This is a genomic window from Pseudomonas sp. Irchel 3H3 (assembly GCF_900187635.1).
Classification (GTDB): domain Bacteria; phylum Pseudomonadota; class Gammaproteobacteria; order Pseudomonadales; family Pseudomonadaceae; genus Aquipseudomonas.
The window spans coordinates 28,566-47,420 of record NZ_FYEC01000036.1; the positions used below are offsets into that span (position 1 = coordinate 28,566).

The window sequence follows — 18,855 nt, forward strand, 5'->3', positions numbered from 1 at the left end:
GCAATCGAATAGCAGCCTACCCATCTGCCTGATGACAACTGATCACTCAGGGTGATAAGTCGCCACCAGGCATTCCTTGGCGCTCTTGCGCAGCTTCTTGATCAGGCGTTCCTGGCGCAACGCTTCGCTCTTGTCGCGGCAGGCCTCGGTATAGACCAGCGCCATCGCCGGGCTCGAGAGAAAAAACCGCGCGCCCTTGCCGCTCTGGTGCTTGGCGAAGCGCTTTTGCGGGTCGTCGCTGATGCCGCAATACAACGCGCCATTGGCCGCACGAACGAGGTAGACGAACCAGGGCTTGCTGGCAGGCACCACGGGGTCGACGGGTATAACGGGGGATTGGCTGGGGCTGTTCACGTGACGTTCAGGGCTTGAAGGAAAACAGCTGCAGATCTTATCAGCGACTGGCCTGGAACGCCCTCAAGCCTTTGAGCGCCTGTTTGCGCACGGCATTGCCCACCAGCGGCGTCCAGCCCAGGAGCAGGCCTTTGACACCGAGGGCCTGACGCGACCAGCGCCACAGATCAAAGGTGTCGTGGTGCTCGCAGATCTTGCCGTCACGCAGGACGAAGCGCGCCTGGATGTCGTTGACCACGGTGTTGCCGGTCTGGCTGAACAGGTAGCGGGCAACCCAATGCGCGCTGCCGCTGCGCTCATCGGCTTGCACGCTGTCGAAGGTCAGGGAAAAGTCCTTGGCCCGGGTGGTGAGCATCCGCCACATGTCAGCGGCATCGCGCCCGCGCAGCTCGCCAAAAGCCGGATCACTGAACAGCACATCCTCGCTATAGCAGGCGCTCATGGCTTCGGCATCCAGGCGCTGAAAGGCTTGATAGAACTCAGTGATCACGGCGCGATTGGCGTCACTCATGGGCAGGCTCCCTGCATGGTCAAAAAATGGCTGCGAAAGATACCTGCACGATAGTCTGCAAACCTTGGCAACACTACCGCCATTCGCAGCACAAATACCGCCAGTGCGACGCAGTCACACCCGTTCGCTTTCGACCTGCACGTACCGGGCGCGCCCGGCCCCCAGCCCGGCGATGATCGCGCCCAGGCCAATCACCCCGAAAATCCAGCCCAACGCGGTCCAGCCTCCGGTCCAGTCGTGCACCAGGCCGACCGCAAACGGGCCCATGGACGCCAGGGTGTAGCCGAACCCCTGGGCCATGCTCGACAGGTTGGCTGCCACATGGGCATCACGCGAGCGCAATACAATCAGGGTCAGCGCCAGGGCGAAGGTTGCGCCCTGCCCCAGGCCCAGCAGGATCGCCCAGCCCCACAAGCCGTCAATCGGCGCGTACAGGCAACCGAACAGCCCACCCAGGGTCATCAGCATCACCACCACGATCGCCAGGCGCTGGTCCTTGCCCCGCGTAGCCAACCAGGGAGCGGCCAGGGAGCTGGCCAATTGCACAATCACCGAACCCGACAGCACCAACCCGGCCTGGGTCGGCGTCAGGCCACGGCCGATCAGGATCGACGGCAACCAGCCAAAGACGATATAGGCCAGCGACGACTGCAGGCCCATGTAGAAGGTCACTTGCCAGGCCAGCGGGTCACGCAGCAGCCCGCGTACCCGATACGCGACATTGTGGGCGCCGTGTTTTTGCCCCACCTGCGGCAGCCAGAAAACCGCAGCAAGCAGTGCCGGAATCACCCAGAACCCCAGGCCCACGGTCCAGTCCTGCCCAAAATGCTCGCTCAAAGGCACTGACGCCCCGGCCGCCATGGCGGCGCCCAGGCACAAGGCCATGGTGTAGACGCCCGTCATGGTGCCGGCGTGCTTGGCAAAATCGCGCTTGACGATCCCCGGCAGCAATACGCCGATCACCCCAATGCTGGCGCCGGCCAGGATGCTCCCGGCAAACAGGCCGACCTCACCGAACGAACTGCGCAGGATGATCCCGCCCGCCAGGGTCAGGAGAATCCCCAGCACCACGCGTTCAGCACCAAAACGCCGCGCCAGGATCGGCGCCAAGGGCGCGAACAGCCCCAGGCACAACACGGGCAAGGTAGTCAGCAACCCCGCCTGGGCCGCCGACAAGCCAAGACTCTTCGACACCTCACTGAGCAGCGGCGCCATGCTCGACAGCGCCGGACGCAGGTTCAACGCCACCAGGATCAGCCCCAGCAACAACAGCCAGGGACGAAGCAACAGCGGCTGGCTCTGCTGGACTTGCTCATCATCGGCCTCGGCATCGATCAGCAGCTCTTCAAGCTCTGCCGAGCGTTTGGGGGAGACGGTATCGCGGGTGTTGGCCGGTTGGCTGGACATGGAATTCTCGGTTTCAAGGCTCATTGATCAACTGCCGGCAAAGGGCCTTGGCCCGCTCTGGATCGCGCTGTTCGACGGCGTCGAGCAAATCGACATGCAAGTCGAACACGGCTTGACGTCTGGGGACGATGTTCAAAGTCTCGCGCAACTGCGCGCCGACAATGCTGGAGAAGTAGCGGTACAGCTCACTGAGGGTCGGGTTGTGCGCGGCATCCACCAAGCGGCGGTGAAACACCATGTCGCAGGCGATGTAGCTATCAAGGTCGCCGTGATAGTGGGTACCACTGATTGTCAGCGCCTCGCGCAGGACCACCAGGTCCTCATCGGTCCGCCGCAACGCCGCCAAGCCAATCGCCTCCACCTCAAGGATATGCCGGGTCTCCCGGGCCTGTTCATGGGAGCAACGGGACAAGGCCTTCATCGTATCCAACGGATCGACCACCGCCCGCAGGTAACTGCCGTCACCCTGGCGAATCTCAATCAACCCGGAAAACGCCAGCACCCGCATGGCCTCACGCACCGTATTACGACTAATCCCCAACTCAGCCGCCAACTCAGGCTCGGTGGGCAGGCGCTGGCCAACCGTCCAACTGCCGGTGTTAATGCGCAGGCGCAGTTGCTCCAAGGCCTGGTCGACCAGGGAACGCTTGATCAATGGAGAAGTGTCTGTCATTAAATTCGCCCTTTCATCCAATCATAGGATGAATTTTTTTGACATGTTAGTCAGCTTGACTGGGTAGAGCAATGAGGATGTTGGTTGCGGGGGGCCGGACGTCAGGGGTAAAGCCGTTGGTTGCTTGGGGGCGGGCGGCGTTCCGCTCTTCCAAGTGACCCGCCGTAGGGGCGAAAAAAAACCCGGAACAAGTCCGGGTTCATCTCACTCAGCAACCCCAATCAATGCAAAATCTGACTCAAGAACAACTTGGTCCGCTCATTCTGCGGATTGTCGAAAAAGTCATTCGGCGCCGCCTGCTCAACAATCTCCCCCTTGTCCATAAAGATCACCCGATTCGCCACCGTCCGCGCAAAACCCATCTCATGGGTCACACAGAGCATGGTCATGCCGTCTTCAGCCAAACCGATCATGGTATCGAGCACCTCCTTGACCATCTCCGGATCGAGCGCCGACGTCGGTTCGTCGAACAGCATGATCTTCGGCTTCATGCACAGCGCCCGGGCAATCGCTACCCGCTGCTGCTGGCCACCCGACAGTTGCCCTGGATACTTGTGCGCCTGCTCCGGAATGCGTACGCGCTCCAGATAGTGCATGGCAATCTCCTCAGCCTTGCGCTTGGGCATCTTGCGCACCCACATCGGCGCCAGGGTGCAGTTCTGTAAAATCGTCAGGTGTGGAAACAGATTGAAGTGCTGGAACACCATGCCGACTTCACGGCGCACCGTTTCAATCTGCTTGAGGTCATTGGTCAACTCCACGCCATCGACCACGATCCGCCCTTGCTGATGCTCTTCCAGACGGTTGAGACAGCGAATGGTGGTCGACTTGCCGGAACCCGAAGGGCCGCACAGGACAATCCGCTCGCCCTGCTTGACGTTGAGGTTGATGTCTTTCAACACATGGAACTGGCCGTACCACTTGTTCACGCCCTGCATCTGAATAATGCCTTCAGGGCTCACCGGCTGTTTGCTTGCTTCGCTCATTACAGAACTCCTAACGCTTGTGGCCAGTGTCGAGCTTGCGTTCCAGGTGCATGGAATAGCGCGACATACCAAAACAGAAAATCCAGAACACCAGGGCCGCGAACACGTAGCCCTCAGTGGCCATGCCCAACCATTTCGGGTCGGCGGCGGCTTGCTTGACGCTGTTGAGCAAGTCGAACAGGCCGATGATGATCACCAGGCTGGTGTCCTTGAACAGCGCAATGAAAGTGTTGACGATACCGGGGATCACCAGCTTCAAGGCTTGCGGCAGGATCACCAGGCCCATGCTGCGCCAGTACCCCAGGCCCATCGCGGCAGCCGCTTCGTACTGTCCCTTGGGAATCGCTTGCAGGCCGCCACGCACCACTTCGGCGACGTAGGCCGACTGGAACAGGATCACCCCGATCAGCGCCCGCAGCAGCTTGTCGAAGTTCATGCCCTCGGGCAGGAACAACGGCAACATCACCGAGGACATGAACAGCACCGTGATCAATGGCACGCCGCGCCAGAACTCGATGAAGGTCACGCAGACCACCCGAATCGCCGGCATGTTCGAGCGCCGTCCCAGGGCCAGGATGATGCCCAGCGGCAGCGCTCCGGCAATCCCGACCGTGGCGATCACCAGGGTCAGCATCAGGCCGCCCCATTGGCTCGTCGCCACTTGGCTCAAGCCGAAAACGCCGCCATGCAACAGGCACCAGGCAATGATCGGGTACAGCACCAGGAAGCTCAGCCCATACACTGCTTTGCGCGGGAAGCGCGAGATGAACAGCGGTGCCACGCCGATGACCGCCAGCCACACGGTCAGGTCCACGCGCCAGCGCATGTCCACCGGGTAGTAGCCATACATGAACTGGCCAAAGCGCTGCTGGATGAACACCCAGCAGGCGCCGTCCTTGGTGCAGTCGGCCTGGCTGGTACCGACCCAGTTGGCGTCGATGATCGCCCACTGCAGGATCGGCGGCACCACCAGGTAGATCAGGTAGAACGCGAACAGCGTCAGCAGGGTGTTGAGCCAGCTGGAGAACATGTTGGCGCGCATCCACGCCACCACGCCGATGCTGCTGCTCGGCGGTGGCATGTCCGGTTTGAAAGTATGAGTACTCATGCGCTATTCCTTACCGCTCGATCAGCGCAATGCGCTTGTTGTACCAGTTCATCAGCAAGGAAATGCTGATGCTGATCGCCAGGTACACGCTCATGGTGATGGCAATCACCTCGATCGCCTGCCCGGTCTGGTTCAGCACCGTGCCGGCAAACAGCGAGACCATTTCCGGGTAACCGATACCGGCCGCCAGCGAGGAGTTCTTCGCCAGGTTGAGGTATTGGCTGGTCAGCGGCGGAATGATCACCCGCAACGCCTGGGGAATGATCACCTTGCGCAGGGTCGGGCCGTTGCGCAAACCGAGGGAGTGCGCCGCCTCGGTCTGGCCGTGGCTGACCGACTTGATGCCCGAACGCACGATCTCGGCGATAAACGCCGCGGTGTACACGGTCAGGGCCAGGGTCAGTGCCAGCAGTTCCGGGATCAGCACCCAGCCGCCGACAAAGTTGAAGCCTTGCAGCTTGGGCAACTCCCAGTGCAGCGGTGTGCCGAAGATCACCGCACAGAGCGCCGGGATCAGCAGGAACAGCGCCAGGCCCACCCAGAATTTATGAAACGGTACACCGGTCGCCTCGAAGCGCTTGGTCGCCCAGCGGTTCATCAGCACAATCGCCACAATGGCTACGCCGATGCTGGCGACAAACGGCCAGAAACCGTCCGCCGTCAACGCGGCCGGCATGTTCAAGCCGCGGCTGCTGACGAAGAAGGTGTCGCCGAAGTTATGGCTGTTGCGTGGCCCCGGCATGGTCAGGAACACCGCGAAGTACCAGAACAGGATCTGCAGCAACGGCGGAATGTTGCGGAAGACTTCCACGTACACAGTCGCCAGCTTGGCAATGATCCAGTTCTTCGAAAGCCGTGATACGCCGACGATAAACCCCAGGATCGTCGCCAGGATCACGCCAATGAAGGTCACCAACAAGGTGTTGAGCAGGCCGATGACAAACACCCGGGCATAACTGTCCGATTCGGTGTAGTCGATCAGGGTTTGCGCGATACCGAAACCGGCACTGCGCTCAAGAAAATCGAAGCCGGAGGTAATACCCCGGTGTTGCAGGTTGGTCTGCGTGTTGTCGAACAGATACCAGCCCATCGAGACCACCGCCACAATGGTGATGATCTGGAATAGCCACGCACGCACTTTTGGATCGCTGAGGCTGAGCCTCTGCTTTGGTGCGCCGATAGAATTTTGCATGGAGTGCCCCAGAAATAATGGTACAGAACATCACCCGGTGGTTGGCCCACCGGGTGATAGAACCATCAGCGCACTGGTGGTGCGTATTGAATGCCGCCGTTGTTCCACAGAGCGTTCAGCCCGCGGTCGATTTCCAGCGGAGTGCCCTTGCCGAGGTTTTTCTCGAACACTTCACCGTAGTTGCCGACTTGCTTGACGATCTGCACGACCCAGTCTTTCGGCAGCTTCAGGTCCTTACCGTATTCACCGTCCGCCCCGAGCATACGAGCGACATCCGGGTTCTTGGTGGACTTGGCTTCGGCTTCGACGTTTTTCGAAGTAATGCCGGCCTCTTCAGCGTTGAGCATGGCGTAGCCTGTCCAGCGGATCACGGCCAGCCACTCGTCATCGCCATTACGCACGACAGGGCCCAGTGGCTCCTTGGAAATGGTTTCCGGCAGAACCACGTAGTCCTTCGGTGCGGCCAGCTTGCTGCGCTGGGCGAACAGCTGGGACTTGTCCGAGGTCAGCACGTCGCAACGACCGGATTCCAGCGACTTGGCGCTTTCGTCGGAGGTGTCGAAAGTGATCGGCGTGTATTTCAGGCCGTTGCCGCGGAAGTAATCGGAAACGTTCAGCTCGGTCGTGGTACCGGCTTGAATGCAGATGGTCGCGCCGTCCAGTTCCTTGGCACTCTTGACGCCCAGCTTGTTGTTTACCAGGAAGCCGATGCCGTCGTAGTAGGTGATGAAGCCAGGAAACTTCAGGCCCATGCCCGCGTCGCGGGAGCTGGTCATGGTGGTGTTGCGCGACAGGATGTCAATTTCACCGGACTGCAGCGCGGTGAAGCGTTCCTTGGCGTTCAACTGACTGAACTTCACTTTGGTTGCGTCGCCGAATACCGCGGCGGCCACCGCGCGACAGAAGTCGGCATCAATACCGAGGATCTTGCCGGTGGAATCCGGTACCGAGAAACCCGGCAGACCGTCACTGACGCCGCACTGTACAAAACCCTTCTTCTGCACTGCATCCAGGGTTGCACCCGCCTGAGCGAACCCGCTGACACCGAGTACTGCGGCCGCAGTCATCACTGCCAGGGTGGATTTCAACATCTTCATTCAAACCTCCAGTTTTGCTCTTGTTGTGTCGGAGCTTGAGTCCTGCCGCACCCTTATGAGGCGCTGTTGACCCGTGTTGGCTTGTTTTAGGGTCAAGCGGCGTAAGACCTTAGCTATGAGTCTAGTAGGAGAAAATCCACATCATGGAAAACTCACTGCTCACCAATCGGCCGAACGGGCTGTAGCCCTTTCTTGTCTGCCAAGCCCGTAGCGGCCATTGGCGAACGTCCATCACCGGATTTTTTGCTCTCCCGCGGCGGGCGGTTGCCTGATAGTGTTACCGCCAAGCGTAGGATCGCACGTACAGGTTTTCCCATAGCAAGGCCCGTACCACACCGGGCGCTAAAGCGATTCAGCCGCAGGTCAAGAGCAAAACTTGCAACCTTGCGACAACTTCTTAACTGATCGACCCGCCGTGCACTTTGAGCTCGCACTCAAAGCGGGCGAACGCACAACAATGGAGCAGCCATGAACCATCCCTTGATTCTTGAACCCGTCAAGACCGCAGATGCTTGTGTCATCTGGCTCCACGGCCTGGGCGCCGACCGCTACGACTTCCTGCCCGTGGCCGAAGCCCTGCAGGAAACCCTGCAGACCACGCGCTTCGTCCTGCCCCAGGCGCCGACCCGCGCAGTGACCATCAACGGTGGTTACGAGATGCCCAGCTGGTACGACATTCTGGCCATGAGTCCGGCCCGGGCAATCGACCGCGAGCAACTGGAAGCGTCGGCGCAACGCATCATCGATTTGATCGAAGAGCAGCGCGCGGGCGGAATAGACCCTTCGCGGATTTTCCTCGCGGGTTTTTCCCAGGGTGGCGCGGTGGTCCTGCACAGCACCTTCCTCAAGTGGCAGGGTCCACTGGGTGGCGTACTTGCCCTCTCCACTTATGCCCCCACCTTCACTGACGAACTCGAGCTATCCGCCAGCCAGCAACGTATTCCGGTGCTGTGCCTGCACGGCCAGTACGATGAGGTGGTGCAAAACGTCATGGGCCGCAGCGCCTACGAGTACTTGAAGACCCGTGGTGTCACCGTGACATGGCAGGAATACCCAATGGGGCATGAAGTGTTACCCGAAGAAATTCGTGATATTGGCGCCTGGCTCGCCGAGCGTTTGCGCTAATCCACCCACATCTATGTAGCAGTGTGACCAACGCACTACGCCGCGCCCGATTCTTGCATTACACTGGCCGGCGTACATTCCTTAACCAATTGATGAGATGACCGTGCTCAAAGCACTCAAGAAAATGTTCGGTAAAAGCGAGGCTGAGCAGCTCGCGCCCAGCTCCAGCGCACCCTCCCCAACCACCAGCCACCGCACCGACGGTCATCAGCCTGGTCGGACCGCAGCTGTCGCGGCACCGCAGAACGAGCCAGTGAACACACCGGCCACCGACGTTGCCCCGCCAAAAGCGCGCAGCGAAACCCCGAAGCCGCGTCGCGAACGCGCGCCAAAACCGCCGGTCGTGGCCTGGAAACTCGAAGACTTCGTCGTCGAACCCCAGGAAGGCAAGACCCGCTTCCACGACTTCAAGCTAGCCCCGGAGCTGATGCACGCCATCCAGGACCTGGGCTTCCCGTACTGCACGCCGATCCAGGCGCAGGTATTGGGCTTCACCCTGGCCGGCAAAGACGCCATCGGCCGCGCACAAACCGGCACCGGCAAGACCGCCGCGTTCCTGGTCTCGATCATCACCCAGTTGCTGCAGACCCCACCGCCCAAAGAGCGCTACATGGGTGAGCCACGGGCACTGATCATCGCGCCGACCCGTGAACTGGTGGTGCAGATCGCCAAGGACGCCGCCGACCTGACCAAGTACACCGGCCTCAACGTCATGACCTTTGTCGGCGGCATGGACTTCGACAAGCAGCTCAAGCACCTCGAAGCCCGGCACTGCGACATCCTGGTCGCCACCCCAGGCCGCCTGCTGGACTTCAACCAGCGCGGCGACGTGCACCTGGACATGGTCGAAGTAATGGTGCTGGACGAAGCGGACCGGATGCTCGACATGGGTTTCATCCCACAAGTGCGCCAGATCATTCGCCAGACCCCACCAAAAAGCGAACGCCAAACCCTGCTGTTCTCGGCCACCTTCACCGAAGACGTGATGAACCTGGCCAAGCAATGGACCACCGACCCGTCCATCGTCGAGATCGAAGCCGAGAACGTTGCCAGCGAAAACGTCGAACAGCACATCTACGCCGTTGCCGGTGCCGATAAGTACAAGCTGCTCTACAACCTGGTGACCGACAACGGCTGGGAGCGGGTGATGGTCTTCGCCAACCGCAAGGACGAAGTGCGGCGCATCGAAGAACGCCTGGTCCGCGACGGCGTCAACGCTGCCCAACTGTCGGGCGACGTGCCGCAGCACAAGCGCATCAAGACCCTGGAAGGTTTTCGCGAGGGCAAGATCCGCGTCCTGGTGGCCACCGATGTCGCCGGCCGCGGGATTCACATCGACGGCATCAGCCACGTGATCAACTTCACCCTGCCGGAAGTGCCGGACGATTACGTGCACCGCATTGGCCGGACCGGTCGTGCAGGCGCCGAGGGCGTCTCCATCAGCTTTGCCGGTGAAGATGACTCCTACCAGCTACCGTCCATCGAGGCGCTGCTGGGCCGCAAGATCAGTTGCGAAACCCCGTCGACCCATCTGCTGCGCCCGGTAGAGCGTAAGCGCCCGTAAGTTCGGGTCGCCACACCCCAAGCGCAGCCGATCACGGACTGCGCTTTTTTTACGCCTGGATATTGCCAACAAGAACAATAAGTCCACAATGGACAAATTAGTTCACACGCAAATCCACGGAGCCTGCGCATGCCCCCTTCCCCTTTTGTGATCGACCAAGCCCAGGCTCGCGAACTGCTGGCGCAGGTTGACGTGCCGCAGATCCTGCGCAAATTGTTCCGTGACCTGGCAGCCGGCCAGGCCGTGCAACCGGCCCAGCAACTGGTGGAGTTCCCCCAGGGTGCCGGGGACTTCATCAATTACCTCGGGGTGTTGGCCGAAGATGCTGTCTATGGGGTGAAAACCTCGCCCTACATCGTGCGTGCGCAAGGCGGCGCGCTGGTGACCGCCTGGACCCTGCTGATGTCGATGCGCACCGGCCAGCCTCTGCTGCTGTGCGATGCCGGCGAACTGACCACCGCGCGCACCGCCGCCACCACGGCCGTAGCAGTGGATGCCCTGGCCCGGCCGGATGCCACTCGCCTGGTGATCATCGGCAGCGGCCCAGTAGCCCAAGCGCACCTGCACTACGCCCGGCAACTGCGCGAGTGGCACAGCATCAGCCTCTATTCGCCAAGCCTGGCGACGCGTGATCCAGAGGCTCTGGCGCAGTGGATGGCCATGGACTCGCGCCTGCAGATCCAGGACAGCCTGGCGGCGGCGCTCGAGGAGGCCGATGTGATCATGCTCTGCACCTCCTCCGCCGGCCCGGTGATCGACCCACTGAGCTTGCGCAAGCCCGCCTTGATCACCTCCATCAGTACCAACGCGGTGCGCGCCCACGAAGTCCCGCCGCACAGCCTCGGCCAGATGCAGGTGTATTGCGACTACCGTCGGACCACTCCAGACGCTGCCGGGGAAATGTTGATCGCCCGCGAACAACACGACTGGAACCCGGCGGCGATCGTCGGCGACCTGGCGCAACTGCTCAGCGGCCAGATACCACGCCCGACGTACGAGCGCCACGTGTTCTTCCGCTCCATCGGCCTGGGCCTGGAAGACATCGCGCTGGCCAATGCCATCTACCACCTGCTCAACTGACCCAAATCCCTGTAGTAGCTAGCATGCTCGCGATGAGGCCATCATCTTCAACATTAATGTTGGCTGACCGACCGCCATCGCGAGCAAGCTCGCTCCTACAAGGGACAGGTGTTTACGCCTTTAAGGACACGTTCATGACCCAGGCAGACTTCATCATCATCGGCGGCGGTATTGCCGGGGCTTCCACCGGTTTCTGGCTGTCGCCCCACGGCCGGGTCATCGTGCTCGAGCGCGAATCCCACCCGGCCTACCATTCCACCGGGCGTTCCGCGGCGCTGTACACCGCCGCGTATGGCACCCCGCAAGTACGCGCGCTGACCCAGGCCAGCCGGGAATTCTTCGATGCCCCGCCAGCGGGCTTCTGCGAACACCCGCTGCTCACCCCTCGAGGCGAGATGACCGTGGACTTCACCGGCGACCCGGATGAGCTGCGCAATCAATACCTCAGTGCCAAGGCCACCGTGCCGCAGATGCAGTTGCTCAGCGCCGACGAGGCCCTGGCACGCCTGCCGATCCTGCGCCGGGACAAGGTCTTTGGCGCAATCTACGACCCGACCGCCACCGACATCGACACCGATGCCCTGCACCAGGGTTATCTGCGGGGCATCCGCCGCAATCAGGGACAGCTGCACACCGATTGCGAAGTGCTGGGCCTGAGCCGTGATCCCCAGGGGCTGTGGCACGTGCAGACCGCCGGCCAGACGTTCAGCGCGCCGATCATCATCAATGCCGCCGGCGCCTGGGCCGACCATCTCGGTGCAATGGCCGGCGCCCAGCCGCTGGGGCTGATTCCCAAGCGGCGCGCGGCGTTTATCTTCGAAGGCCCCAAGGACCTTGATTGCCACGCCTGGCCGATGCTCGTGAGCCTCGACGAATCCTTCTACATGAAACCCGATGCCGGGATGTTCCTCGGCTCGCCGGCCAACGCCGACCCGGTAGAGCCCCATGACGTGCAGCCGGAAGAACTGGACATCGCCATGGGCATCTACCAGATCGAAGAGGCCACCACCCTGACCATCCGCCGCCCGACCCGTACTTGGGCCGGCCTGCGCAGCTTTGTCAGCGATGGCGACCTGGTCAGCGGCTTCGACCCGCAAGTACCCGGGCTGTTCTGGGTTGCCGCCCAGGGCGGTTACGGCATCCAGACTTCGCCCGCCATGGGCCAGGCCAGCGCGGCGCTGGTCCGCGGAGAGGCGCTGCCGCCGGCACTGCAACACTTTGGCCTCAGCGCCAGCATGCTCTCCCCTTCGCGCCTGGGTTGAGCCGGCGCCGGGGTGACGTTCGAACCCGATTGCGGCAAACTTCCAGCGCCCCGGCTCACGGGGCGCCGATTGCCTGGAGCAGCACCGATGACCCCACCTCTACAAGACCCTGCACTGGATAACTTCCGGGCAATCGCCGACGCCATTGCCACGCTGTTTTTCCCCCACGCCGAGGTGGTGCTGCACGACCTGCGCACACAGAAAATCGACTACATCGCCAACAACCTGTCCAAGCGTGAAATCGGCGGCGATGCGGCGCTCGAAGACATGCTCAGCGAGGACATCAGCGAACGCAACATCGGCCCCTACGAGAAGCTCAATTGGGATGGCCAGAAAATCCGCAGCCTGAGCAGTGTCCTGCGCGACAGCAACGGCCATCCGATGGCCGTGCTGTGCATCAACCTGAACATTTCGCTGTTCGAGAACGCCAAGGCAGCGCTGGACCTGTTCCTGTCACCGAGCAAACTGATCCCACAGCCGGATTCACTGTTTCGCGATGACTGGCAGGAGCGCATCAACACCTTCCTGCACAACTGGCTGCGGGAACGACAACTGGGCCTGAGCGTGTTGACCCGCGAGCACAAGCGCGAACTGGTGCTGGCCCTGCATGCCGAAGGCGCCTTCAAGGGCAAAAGCGCCTCCAACTATGTGGCCAATGTGCTGAACATGGGGCGGGCGACGGTGTACAAGCACCTGAAGGAATTGAAGGCCGTGCACGGCTGAACCGCGGACAGGCACTGGCGGCTTGCCAGCGAAGCACGCGAGGATGCCGTGTTGAATCAGGCTTGGCGCGTCATCGTTGACGACCATCGCGAGCAAGCTCGCTCCTACAAACACCCCCGCATGCACCGATCAAACCTGTGGGAGCGAGCCGGGCGGCGCTCCGCTTGCTCGCGATAGCAGTTAATCAGTCGCCGTAGATGTCCGACTTGAAGTACTTGTGGGAAATCTGCTGGTATTCGCCATTGGCGCGAATGCCGTCGATGGCCTTGTTCAACTCGGCGACCAGTTCGCTGTTGCCCTTGCGCACCGCAATCCCGGCGCCCTCACCGACGTATTTCGGATCCTTGAGTTCTGGCCCGACGAACGCATAACCCTTGCCACGCGGCATCGAGAGGAAATCGCTCAACGGAATGGTGTCGGCGAAAATACCGTCCAGGCGACCGGCGGCCAGGTCCATGTAGATTTCTTCGTTGTTGCTGTAGCGCTTGACCAGCACGCCCTTGGGCTCCAGCACTTCAGTGGCAAAACGATCAGTGGTGGTGGCGCGCTGAACCCCCAGGGTCTTGCCCTTGAGGCTGGCGTACTGGTCATCCACCACGGCACCGTCCTTCATCACAAACCGCGACGAGGTGAAGTAGTACTTGTGGCTGAAATCCACCGACTTCTTGCGGTCTTCGTTGATGGTCATGGACGACAGGGCCGCGTCGATTTTCTTCACCTTGAGGGAAGGAATCAGCCCATCGAATTCACCCTCGACCCACTCGCACTTGACCTGCATCTGCGCGCACAGCGCATTGCCAATTTCATAGTCAAAACCGGTGATCGTGCCTTCGGAGGTTTTCGAGGCGAACGGCGGGTATGCCGCTTCAATGCCCAGGCGCAGGGTTTTCTCAGCCGCGAACAACGGGCTGCACGCCAACAGACTGAGGGCCAGACCACTGATGAGGGGAAGCTTCTTCATGTTGATTTTCTCGCGAGTTGTTGTTGGTTTGGCAAGAGGAAGAGAAGCAATTGCACGCTCAAGGCTTGAAGCCTCAAGCGGTTTTTTATACTTATAATTCCATACTGGACTTTTATGTATTAGTCGTCAATCAGGCGTACAGAGGTATCTCGGCCATTGGTCGAGTGGGGGATATCAAGCGTTGGAGGTTACGGTTTCCAGCGATCCGCCGCCGCGTGATCGCTGTCACGCCCGTCCACCCAGCGCGGGCCGTCACTGGTCAGTTCTTTTTTCCAGAACGGCGCGCGGGTCTTCAGGTAGTCCATGACAAAGGCGCAGGCGTCGAACGCCGCCTGGCGGTGGGCGCTGGCGGCGCCGACAAACACGATCGGCTCGCCCGGCTGCAACGCTCCGATGCGGTGCAGCACCTCCAGCTTGAGCAACGGCCAACGCTGCTCGGCCTCCTCGGCAATCTTGCCCAGCGCCTTCTGCGTCATGCCCGGGTAGTGTTCCAGGAACATCCCGGCCACATCGAGGCCGTCGTTGAAGTCACGCACGTAGCCGACAAAACTCACCACCGCACCCACGCCGACATTGGCGGCATGCATCGCGTTGACTTCAGCGCCCGGATCGAAGGGCGACGCCTGCACGCGAATCGCCATGACTCAGCCTCCGGTCACAGTGGGAAAAAACGCCAGTTCATCGCCGTCGCCCACCGGTTCATCCAGTTGGCACAGCTCTTCGTTACGCGCACACATCAGGTTCTGCTCGCTCAGCACCTCGGCGCCGTCACGTTGCGCCAGCAGCGCCCGGACATCGTCGACCGTGGCGAAATCGCCTTCCACCTGTACCGAATCCACGCCCAGGGCTTCGCGGTAGCGGGCAAAAAACTTCACGGTGAGGTTCATTGCCCGGCCACCTGATAGTGCCCGCTCTTGCCGCCCAGTTTCTCCAGCAGGCGCACACTCTCGATGACCATGCCCCGGTCCACGGCCTTGCACATGTCATAGATGGTCAGCGCCGCGATGCTGGCGGCGGTCAGGGCTTCCATTTCCACCCCGGTCTGCCCGGCCAACTTGCAACGCGCGGTGATGCGCACGGCATCGACCCCTTCGGCACTGAGCTCGACCTTGACCCCGGTCAGCATCAGCGGATGGCACAGCGGGATCAGGTCGGAGGTTTTTTTCGCTGCCTGGATTCCGGCAATACGGGCCACGGCGAACACATCGCCCTTGGGATGGCCGCCGCTGACAATCATTTGCAGGGTTTCGGGAAGCATGCGCACCAGCGCTTCGGCCGTGGCCTCACGGGACGTCACGGCTTTTTCGGTGACGTCGACCATATTGGCGCGACCTTGGGAATCGAGATGAGTCAGCACGGGGTTACTCCTGATCAGGAGCGCCGATTGTAAACCCGCGGGTCAATTTTCCGCACGCTTGAATATCAGGGACGCGGCGGGCCATAAAAAACGGGCGGCTGTTGGGCCGCCCGTGTTTGCCGAGGATGTTACAGATGGGATTCGGCGTATTCGGCCAGAATCGAACGTGGCACCCCTTGCAGGGTGATGTGCACACCGTTGGGGAAGTCCTTGAAGCGTTCGGTCAGGTACGTCAGCCCGGAGCTGGTCGCGGACAGGTAAGGGGTATCGATCTGCGCCAGGTTACCCAGGCACACCACTTTGGAACCGGCACCGGCACGGGTGATGATGGTTTTCATCTGGTGCGGCGTGAGGTTCTGGCATTCGTCGATCAGGATCAGGCTCTGCTGGAAGCTGCGACCACGGATGTAGTTGAGGGATTTGAACTGCAAAGGCACTTTGCTGAGGATGTAGTCGACGCTGCCATGGGTGCTTTCGTCATCCATGTGCAAGGCTTCGAGGTTATCGGTGATGGCGCCAAGCCAAGGCTCCATTTTTTCCGCTTCGGTACCCGGCAGGAAGCCGATCTCCTGGTCCAGCCCCTGCACGCTGCGGGTGGCGATAATGCGCCGGTAGCGCTTGCTGACCATGGTCTGCTCGATAGCCGCGGCCAGGGCCAGGATGGTTTTACCGGAACCGGCAGCGCCCGACAGGTTGACCAGGTGGATGTCCGGGTCCAGCAAGGCGTACAGCGCCAGGCTCTGGTAGATGTCGCGAGGTTTCAGACCCCAGGCTTCCTGGTGCAACAGGGGTTCCTGATGCAGGTCGAGGATCAGCAGCTTGTCGACCTGGATTTCCTTGATCCAGCCGACAAATCCCTGCTCGTCGATGATGAATTCGTTGATGTGCACCGCCGGCAGGTTGTCGATCAACTGCACCTGGTGCCAGGTGCGGCCGTGGTCCTGACGGGTTTCGACCTTGCTCACGCGGTCCCAGAAGGAGCCGGTCATGTTGTGATAACCGTTGGGCAGCAACGACACGTCATCAACCAGTTGGTCGGTGCTGTAGTCCTCTGCCGCGATCCCGCAGGCCCGGGCCTTGAGGCGCATGTTGATGTCTTTGGTGACCAGCACCACCGGCAACTCCGGTTCGCGCGCGTGCAGGTCGATCAACTGGTTGATGATGATGTTGTCGTTCAGGTGCTCGGGCAGGACGATGTTCGGTTCGGTACGCTTGCTCATCAGAATCGACAGCAGCCCCTTGGGCCCGCTTTTTCCACGCTGGATCGGCACACCCAGTTCAACGTCTTCAGGGGATGCGTCGCCCAGGGTCTTGTCGATCAGGCGAATGGCCTGGCGGCATTCGGCGGCAACGCTGTGATGGCCACTCTTGAGCTTGTCCAGCTCTTCAAGGACGGTCATCGGGATGGCAACGTGGTGCTCTTCAAAGTTCAGCAACGCGTTGGGATCGTGAATCAATACGTTGGTATCGAGTACATAAAGGATTGGCTGGTTGGAAGAAGAACTACGTCCGTGATCATCCATACTCGGTCACCTTTGTGGGAGCCAGTCGACGCAATACCGTGACAGTTCTGCGCCTCGAAGTGGCCACCGAGTCCACTTGACGTGCGCCTACGGCACGACTCAAGTGAACTGCACACAAGGGGTCTTGGAAGACGCCACCTGTGTTGCAGGTTTCGGCGGTCTGTCTTCGTAATACTCCAAAACCCATGACAGAAAAAAGCACTTTGATGCTTTTTTGAAGTTTATTTTTTTACCCGATAAATACCGCTTGGCGCATGGCACCGGCACCGTTAAAGTCGGAAGTCCGCCTGCATCGAATTGCCCCTGAAAATCGGCCGAAAGCCAATGATTCCGGGCTTTTACCTTTTCAACGAAATGCCTGCCGACACTCCTCCCAGCCAATCCCGCTTTGCGCCGTTCGCGCCAACAGCCAAGGCAGCGCCGTTTTCACCCCATCCTGCCGGGTGTTGAAATTGATCACCCCATGGCGCCATAGCAGCATCAGGGTCAAGACTCGCTGTGCACTCTGCTCCCCCGTCAGTTGCCGGGTGCTGTCGGCCGGATCGATGTCCCACAGCGCCACCTGCAGCCCCTGGGCCTGGAAAAACCCCGCGCCATCGGCGCGCCGTTGTCCATTGGGTGGGCGGAACAGCGGCACGAAGTTATCCGGCAGCCGCTTCTTCACCAGTTCGACGCTGCGTGTCACCGAGTACTGCCAGTCCTGCCAGTGACTGTGGGAACGGAACTGCCACCCCTGGACCCCGACGCACTGGCCCGCGTAAAGCCTTTGCAACTGGGCGACCGACTGTTGCGCCAGGCGGCCCTGGATATCACTGCCCAAGACAAAGAACAGCCCGGACAGATTGGCCTTGCGCAAATACTCGGTCAGCCAGGCAGTGTGATCCGGCACCCGATTGGCGCCGCTGTCGAAACTCAGGACAAACAGCCGGTCATGCAGGGGTTCGCCATTACGCTCGTAGTCGCCAAACAGCTCGACCTCACTGCTCGTCTGGGGCAGCAACGCGGCCTTGCGCAATTGTTCGTCCAGGTAGCGCTGGTGAAACTCCCGGCTCGGCTCGGCCCAACGGGTATAAAAGGAGTCCGGCCCGAGTTCGAACTTGGCGGCCTGCTGGCGCAATGTCTCGCGATCCTCGACCAGGAAACAGAAGGAGGCATCCTGGTCGCAGCTTTGCTCGGCGAACCCGTAGTTGGCCAGCAAGCGCACCCACATCCGCTCGCGCAGGGCATTGATCGCCTCGAGATTGATCATGCGCAAGCCCAGGCGCTGCTTCAGGGCCGGCTCGTCGAGCCCTTCACTGTCGAGCAGAGCCCGAGAGAACGCGAGGATCTCCGCCCGTGAGGCGACATCGAACAGGGTCGGGCTGGTCAGTTGCTCTGGCCAGGTGCTGCGATCAAGGGTGGCCGGTTCGTTGGGCGCGGCAAGCACGCCCGCACTGAACAGCCAGGCGCCAAACAGTAAAGCGATACGCAAAGGGACGTCTCCGTTGCAAAACCCCGCGGCACTATAGCCCATCCGCACCTTGCCTCCCCTCCTTCTGTGGGAGCAAGGCTTGCCCGCGATTGGCATAGGTATCGACACAACGTTGTAGCGGCCTGTGGCGAGGGAGCTTGTTTGCGTGGCGGCCTCTGGGGTGTTGGATTAGGCCCAGTACATATCCATTTTTGCGGTAACGGCCTCCTATGGTTCCGCTTTTACAGCGGCTCACTTTTGGAGGAGCCCAAAAGTAAGCAAAAGGCTCTTGCCCCACCACTTGGCACCTCGCTTGGGCTCGGTGTGCCCTCACTCCGGCTTGAATCCGTGGGCCGCCGCCACGCGCCATCCATGGCGCGGGGCGGCTAACCCGGCGTCCTGCCGGGTTACCCACGGCTTCAAGCCTGCGTTCGGCCAGCGTGGTTAACGGGGCGCCCAGGATCAAAAGCCAGAGCCAAAGC

General features: G+C 61.0%; 19 protein-coding genes. 5 read left to right on the forward strand and 14 right to left on the reverse strand.

Annotated features, from left to right (window positions below; translation table 11 throughout):
• Nucleotides 1-42: 42 nt before the first annotated feature.
• From CKW24_RS25010 to CKW24_RS25045, 8 genes are all read right to left on the reverse strand, one after another.
• A complete protein-coding gene (locus tag CKW24_RS25010) occupies nt 43-354 on the reverse strand; it encodes a GIY-YIG nuclease family protein (protein WP_095171210.1) in 312 nt (103 codons plus the stop codon).
• Nucleotides 355-394: 40 nt separating this feature from the next.
• Nucleotides 395-865 carry a nuclear transport factor 2 family protein gene (locus CKW24_RS25015; protein ID WP_095171212.1) on the reverse strand — a complete coding sequence of 157 codons (471 nt, stop codon included), beginning with the start codon at nt 863-865 and terminating at the stop codon, nt 395-397.
• A 114-nt stretch (nt 866-979) separates the two neighbouring features.
• Complete coding sequence (locus CKW24_RS25020; protein ID WP_095171213.1) at nt 980-2,296, reverse strand: CynX/NimT family MFS transporter; 1,317 nt, start codon at nt 2,294-2,296, stop codon at nt 980-982.
• Nucleotides 2,286-2,945, reverse strand: coding sequence for a FadR/GntR family transcriptional regulator (locus CKW24_RS25025; RefSeq protein ID WP_095171215.1), 660 nt, complete (start codon nt 2,943-2,945; stop codon nt 2,286-2,288). The genes CKW24_RS25020 and CKW24_RS25025 overlap by 11 nt, the downstream gene beginning before the upstream one ends.
• A gap of 221 nt (nt 2,946-3,166) precedes the next feature.
• Nucleotides 3,167-3,931, reverse strand: coding sequence for an amino acid ABC transporter ATP-binding protein (locus CKW24_RS25030; RefSeq protein ID WP_095171217.1), 765 nt, complete (start codon nt 3,929-3,931; stop codon nt 3,167-3,169).
• Between the two features lie 10 nt (nt 3,932-3,941).
• Nucleotides 3,942-5,039: an amino acid ABC transporter permease gene (locus CKW24_RS25035; protein WP_095171219.1), complete on the reverse strand. Its 1,098-nt coding sequence runs from the start codon at nt 5,037-5,039 to the stop codon at nt 3,942-3,944.
• A 10-nt stretch (nt 5,040-5,049) separates the two neighbouring features.
• Complete coding sequence (locus CKW24_RS25040) at nt 5,050-6,231, reverse strand: amino acid ABC transporter permease (RefSeq protein WP_095171220.1); 1,182 nt, start codon at nt 6,229-6,231, stop codon at nt 5,050-5,052.
• A gap of 65 nt (nt 6,232-6,296) precedes the next feature.
• On the reverse strand, nt 6,297-7,328 hold the full coding sequence (locus CKW24_RS25045) for an amino acid ABC transporter substrate-binding protein (protein ID WP_095171222.1): 1,032 nt from the start codon (nt 7,326-7,328) through the stop codon (nt 6,297-6,299).
• 468 nt (nt 7,329-7,796) lie between these two features.
• On the opposite strand from CKW24_RS25045, the gene CKW24_RS25050 reads away from it, so the two are divergent.
• From CKW24_RS25050 to CKW24_RS25070, 5 genes are all read left to right on the forward strand, one after another.
• On the forward strand, nt 7,797-8,453 hold the full coding sequence (locus tag CKW24_RS25050) for an alpha/beta hydrolase (RefSeq protein ID WP_095171224.1): 657 nt from the start codon (nt 7,797-7,799) through the stop codon (nt 8,451-8,453).
• A 97-nt stretch (nt 8,454-8,550) separates the two neighbouring features.
• Nucleotides 8,551-10,017: an ATP-dependent RNA helicase RhlB gene (gene rhlB, locus CKW24_RS25055; RefSeq protein WP_095171225.1), complete on the forward strand. Its 1,467-nt coding sequence runs from the start codon at nt 8,551-8,553 to the stop codon at nt 10,015-10,017.
• A gap of 129 nt (nt 10,018-10,146) precedes the next feature.
• Entirely contained in the window at nt 10,147-11,097 is a 951-nt protein-coding gene (locus CKW24_RS25060; RefSeq protein WP_095171227.1) for an ornithine cyclodeaminase family protein, read from the forward strand.
• Nucleotides 11,098-11,231: 134 nt separating this feature from the next.
• Nucleotides 11,232-12,359: an FAD-binding oxidoreductase gene (locus CKW24_RS25065; protein WP_095171229.1), complete on the forward strand. Its 1,128-nt coding sequence runs from the start codon at nt 11,232-11,234 to the stop codon at nt 12,357-12,359.
• Nucleotides 12,360-12,446: 87 nt separating this feature from the next.
• Nucleotides 12,447-13,082: a transcriptional regulator gene (locus tag CKW24_RS25070; protein ID WP_095171231.1), complete on the forward strand. Its 636-nt coding sequence runs from the start codon at nt 12,447-12,449 to the stop codon at nt 13,080-13,082.
• Nucleotides 13,083-13,266: 184 nt separating this feature from the next.
• On the opposite strand, the gene CKW24_RS25075 is transcribed toward CKW24_RS25070, so the two are convergent.
• From CKW24_RS25075 to CKW24_RS25100, 6 genes are all read right to left on the reverse strand, one after another.
• A complete protein-coding gene (locus tag CKW24_RS25075; RefSeq protein ID WP_095171232.1) occupies nt 13,267-14,043 on the reverse strand; it encodes an ABC transporter substrate-binding protein in 777 nt (258 codons plus the stop codon).
• A gap of 188 nt (nt 14,044-14,231) precedes the next feature.
• Nucleotides 14,232-14,684 carry a molybdopterin synthase catalytic subunit MoaE gene (moaE, locus tag CKW24_RS25080; RefSeq protein ID WP_095171234.1) on the reverse strand — a complete coding sequence of 151 codons (453 nt, stop codon included), beginning with the start codon at nt 14,682-14,684 and terminating at the stop codon, nt 14,232-14,234.
• Nucleotides 14,685-14,687: 3 nt separating this feature from the next.
• Nucleotides 14,688-14,930 (reverse strand): MoaD/ThiS family protein, encoded by a 243-nt coding sequence (locus tag CKW24_RS25085; RefSeq protein ID WP_095171236.1) that lies wholly within the window; start codon nt 14,928-14,930, stop codon nt 14,688-14,690.
• Nucleotides 14,927-15,400: a cyclic pyranopterin monophosphate synthase MoaC gene (gene moaC / locus CKW24_RS25090; RefSeq protein ID WP_095171238.1), complete on the reverse strand. Its 474-nt coding sequence runs from the start codon at nt 15,398-15,400 to the stop codon at nt 14,927-14,929. The genes CKW24_RS25085 and moaC overlap by 4 nt, the downstream gene beginning before the upstream one ends.
• A 128-nt stretch (nt 15,401-15,528) precedes the next feature.
• Nucleotides 15,529-16,923 carry a PhoH family protein gene (locus tag CKW24_RS25095; protein WP_095171240.1) on the reverse strand — a complete coding sequence of 465 codons (1,395 nt, stop codon included), beginning with the start codon at nt 16,921-16,923 and terminating at the stop codon, nt 15,529-15,531.
• A 346-nt stretch (nt 16,924-17,269) separates the two neighbouring features.
• Complete coding sequence (locus CKW24_RS25100) at nt 17,270-18,394, reverse strand: polysaccharide deacetylase family protein (protein ID WP_095171242.1); 1,125 nt, start codon at nt 18,392-18,394, stop codon at nt 17,270-17,272.
• Between the last annotated feature and the right edge of the window lie 461 nt (nt 18,395-18,855).